Below are 4,708 nucleotides of genomic sequence, written 5' to 3'. Positions count from 1 at the left end.
TTGGAGGGATCGGGGGTAAAATTCAGGTACTTTTTCCCTGAAAATTAGGTAACTGACTACCTCAAAATCGGTAAAACCCTACACCCCACACCCCACACCCCACACCCTGCCCCCACGAAAAACTTTTTCAGCAGCCCCTAAATAGGGTGCGTTCCCCATGATCAAACGATGGAGTAACAAGGATTGCATCAGGGAACGCACCCTACCAGCGACAGAGCGATCGCTCTTGAAGCAATTGTCAAAACGCCCACACCATCGGTCAAAGCAAGGAGGCATCGCCGCCGGGGTTGTCTCTTTGATCGCCGCTCTCTCAACGTCAAGTGCCGACTCGGCAGCGATTATACTCGATTTGATCTTTATTGAGCGTTTAAGTCCCATTAGTTTTATCTTCAGCAATCTTATGGAGAACAAAAACATTATCTTGCTTTAAAAGCAGCCATCTTGCAAAAGGATAGCGTTTGACTTCTTTATAACCTTCGAGCAATCCAGAAGAAATCATGTAGTCATTACGATTTACCGACCAGTAACTTTTACCCCGCTTCCTCGGATATTTTGGATCGTTTAAATACCAGCTATTAAATTCGTGTCCACCATTAATATATTCAGGAGTAACTCCCTGCTCCATCAAATCATTTAATGCCTGCCACCGAGTTCGATTCCAGGCTAAGTAGTCATGGGTTGCCGCCATAGTAAATCCGCCCCAAATAAAGGTCATTGTCAAGGCAAAAGCAGTTATTTTTTGGCCAATATCTTGCTCGTTAATATAATTATTTGAAATCACTAAAAGCACCATAAATAATGGTAAAAGAAACAAAAGGTAACGATCGAGGGGATAACTTACTCCAAAAAGAAAAATATATATCAATATTGCTGAAAGTATTAGTACTTTTAACCATTTTTCCGATTCTGAAAAAGTTTGAATGATTGCTAAACATAAGTAGTAAAGCAATAAAAGCGCCCCAAGGACACCCATAGCCGTGATTATCAACCAAAATATTTTTAAACCAAGGGAATAGGGTGGATAACTTACCTTCAAGGGATCAGGATATCGAAGTGTGAAAGGACCTAAGCCAAAATAAGCTAGGACATTTCCAATCAATGGCATAGTTTGGCGTCGCCAAATCAATCTACCCATCACGACAACAAAAAAGCTAGATATAATCAAGATCGTTATGGTTTTCTGTCGGCGAGATATTTCTTTTAATTTTTTTACGAAAAAGATCGCTATAATAGGGAAAATAAAACAACCTATGTATATCAGTGAAATCATGATAATGTGGTTGCGAAAATCTAATTGTCGTGTACTTAACACATTCTCTGGTATTAAGCGAGTGCGACCGGTAGAATAAAGCCAGTTTTGATAAAATCTATGCAGTAAAATCCCTGAAGAAAATATGACAAAACTAGCAAACAAAAACTTTATTTTAAATCTTTTTTTAAACGAGTATGCCAGGGCAAATGATAAAAGAATCACTATTGCGTACTGGCGAATCAAAATATTGACATAAACTAAGCAAAGACCCAGAATAACTTCACTTATTGATTCCCGCTTCAATCCCCTGATCAGAAAATAGAAAGATAGGATACTTAAAGCCAGAAAAGGAACGTCGGTCATAAAGCTGTTAGCTAATCCAAAGTATAGAGGATTAACCACTACCAGCAAAGCGCCCAACAAAGAGATTTTCTGATTGGCATTAACTTCTCTAAGCAGCAGGTAAGTACCAATCGCACCGATTAATCCTAAGGTTAAAGTTGAGAAGCGTAATGCGGTAAATGAAAATCCAAAAGGAAGGCAAAATAAGGCTCCCCAAAAGGCTTGAAAAAATAGGTTAGCATGAGCTGGACTGGGAAAGCTGAAATCACCTTTCTCCAGAATCGATTTTACGGCTAGTCCATAAACCCAGTCATCATTAAGAGGAAAATTACCCAAAGGATTGACGACAATTACCATCACAGTCCATATCGCAATAATTATTAAAATATTGACAATATCAGCTTTTTTTTGATGACTAAAATAGCTCCAACTTATTACATCTGTTTTGTTCATGGCTCTAATCTTACGAAAGGAAAATAGAAGCAAGCTTCATTTATCTATGATACGGCCAGGGTTGTCTCTTTCATCGCCGATCTCTCAACGTCAAGTGCCGACTCTGCAACGATTATACTCGATTTGATCTTTATTGAGCGTTTAAGTCCCAATAATTGCCCCTTAGTGGATATTTCTACAAATTTGAGCTGCAACCCAGCCAATGGAGGTTAAAGATTGCTTGATAGATGGGATTATGGACCCGCAGCTGGCCTTGATCTTTGATCACTAACCCCGATAAAAGTAACTCTTTTTCTGGGGGGCTATCCTCGGCAATCACCTCTTTTTCCCTTAAAATCCGTTCATAGAGTCTCAGGAGCAACTGGGAGCGATGACTGTTGAGGAGCCGGTCGCGAATAGTCCGCAGATGTTCCGGTTCATCCTGAGCCTCCCAATTGTCAATGATCTTCTTCTGTACCAAGTCCTCAATCCAGGAGGCCTCACCATTGGGGGGAATCGGCGAGGTAGCGGTGCGAATTAACTGACAGAGTTTTTGGGTCAGAAAGGGTTGGCCGTTTGTCCAGGCAAAGACTTCTTTTAAGACAGTTTGCGGGTTAGTAAATTTCTCGGCCAATCCGCGCAGTAAAGGCTGGGCTTCGTGTTCCTTAAAACCCTCCAATTGAATCGAATGACCGATATTAAAAGGAGTGATTTGGTGGTCGGTAATTAAATCGGAGGGGGTGACAACACCGAAGAAAGCGAAGGTCAAACGCCGATAGAGCGGGTTAAAACCGCGCTGGTTATAGCAGGAACGAATCAGGGCAAAAAAGTCATTAACCGCGAAATTTAAGCCCAAAACGCTATCAATTTCATCGATAAAAATCGCGATCGGTTTCGGGGGAGAACCTTCCACGATCCCCACTTCCAGCAATAACACTTCTTCGATAAATTCCCCCAAGCGCTGTACTGCCGAGACATCTTCCCGTTCTTGCCACCAAGCTTTGAGATTGACCCTTTTGAGCAGGCCAAAACGTCGTCCTAACTCGAAGGCTATCCCCTTGTACCATTGGTCGGGAGTGACATTTTCACTGCCGATGCGGGTTAAATCAATGGGAGCGCAACAGATGCCCTCGTGTTGGAGGTGATCGATCATGCGTACCATTAAACTAGACTTACCCATTTGACGGGGATTGAGGACATAGCAAAAATCGCCGCGTTTGAGGGCCTTATAGAGATAACGGTCGGCGGCGCGGACCACATAGGTGGGGGCATCCATGGGTAAACTGCCCCCCACTTGGTAGTCAAAGGTGCTAGATTCTTCGCTACTTCTGAGCAGTTCATTTTCAAACAGTAATTTTGCTTGGGTGGCTTTGAGAATTTCTAGGGTTTGGCTGAGTTCCAGGGTGCGCTCCTGCACTTTCTGTTCTAGGGTGCGGCTATACTCGGCTAATTCTTCGGTAAAGCGAATCCGTTCCGCTTCTGCCTGTTTTCGTTCGCTAATATCGGTAAAAGCGGTGATCGCATAGATAATTTCTCCTTTTTCGTCAAAAACAGGCGTGGCATACACTTCTAGGGGGATAATCTTCTCTCCTTGGTGAACTTCTATATCATCCACCGTGTTTTTTTCCCCCCTTAAAGCTCGGAAAATCGGATGGTATTCTGTGGGATACAATCGATCGGTTCCAGCTTGATATAACTGATAGGTTTCCCCCAACTGATTAGCCGTGGTGATATTAACTATCCCTTTTCCCAAAATCTCTTGGGCGGTTTGATTGGCATAATAGGGTTGACTGCCAGCATCGAGGACAAATACCCCCACTGGCATGGCTTCTAAAAATTGCGCTAGTTGTCTCTGTTTGGCTTTGATTTCGGCGTAGAGTTTGGCGTTAGTAATTGCGATCGCCGCTTGGCTGGAGAGCAGTTGCAGCACTTCCAATCTTTCTTGGGTAAAAGCCCCGACGGTGAGATTATTTTCTAGATAGACAATTCCCCGCAGTTGTCCTTGGTCGAGGAGAGGGGAACAGAGCAGCGATTTGGTTTGATGGGTTTTAATATAGGGATCGTTGCTAAAATTGCCCTGATGGGCGGCATCGTTATTAAGAACGGTTTGACCGCTCCGGGCTACATAGTTAATAATTGAGACGGGAAGATGTTCTTCGATGGCATTAGATTTAAAGACTGTCACCCTGTCTTCCTGCACTGAACCGGAGGCTTCAATCAATAGTTGTCCGCCACTTTCTAGGATAAGATAGCCCAGCTGCGCCCCAGCATTTTCGATGAGAATTTTCATCAGGGTGGCGAGTAATTGATCTAAAACTATCTCGCTAGAAATGGCTTGGGATGCCTTCATAATCGTGGCTAAATCTAACAGATATCCCGAATGACTAACTGAATTTTTTCTGGTGGTAGTTCTCGTGGTTTCGGTCAGGGAATTGACACCATAATTATTGACCATTAACTGAGAATAGCGGCTTTCTATATCTTTGACTTTAGCGGTTGCTCCCCAAAGAGAATAGAGATAAGCAGCTTCATTGATGTAGGTTTTGGCAATTTTTACTTTACCCCAATCGAGATAGAATTTCGCCGCTAGTTCGTTAGCCAGTGCCTCTTCATTAATGTATTCATTTTCCTTGGCTTTAGCGATGGCTAGATCGTAGTTTTCTATGGCTTCTAGATAGGATT

3 protein-coding genes are annotated in these 4,708 nt (G+C 42.9%); all 3 read right to left on the bottom strand.

Annotated features, from left to right (window positions below; genetic code table 11):
* Nucleotides 1-78: 78 nt before the first annotated feature.
* Nucleotides 79-378: a hypothetical protein gene (locus tag PX484_RS13200; RefSeq protein ID WP_288104181.1), complete on the bottom strand. Its 300-nt coding sequence runs from the start codon at nucleotides 376-378 to the stop codon at nucleotides 79-81.
* Entirely contained in the window at nucleotides 368-2,047 is a 1,680-nt protein-coding gene (locus PX484_RS13195; protein ID WP_287767553.1) for an ArnT family glycosyltransferase, read from the bottom strand. Before PX484_RS13195 ends, PX484_RS13200 begins: the two co-directional genes overlap by 11 nt.
* Before the next feature lie 175 nt (nucleotides 2,048-2,222).
* Nucleotides 2,223-4,708: AAA-like domain-containing protein (locus PX484_RS13190; protein ID WP_288104179.1), on the bottom strand; the 2,486-nt coding region annotated here is incomplete at its 5' end.

The sequence above is a fragment of the Microcystis sp. M49636_WE2 genome, from assembly GCF_030065375.1.
GTDB lineage: Bacteria > Cyanobacteriota > Cyanobacteriia > Cyanobacteriales > Microcystaceae > Microcystis > Microcystis aeruginosa_C.
This window is presented reverse-complemented; position numbering and strand designations above follow the sequence as displayed.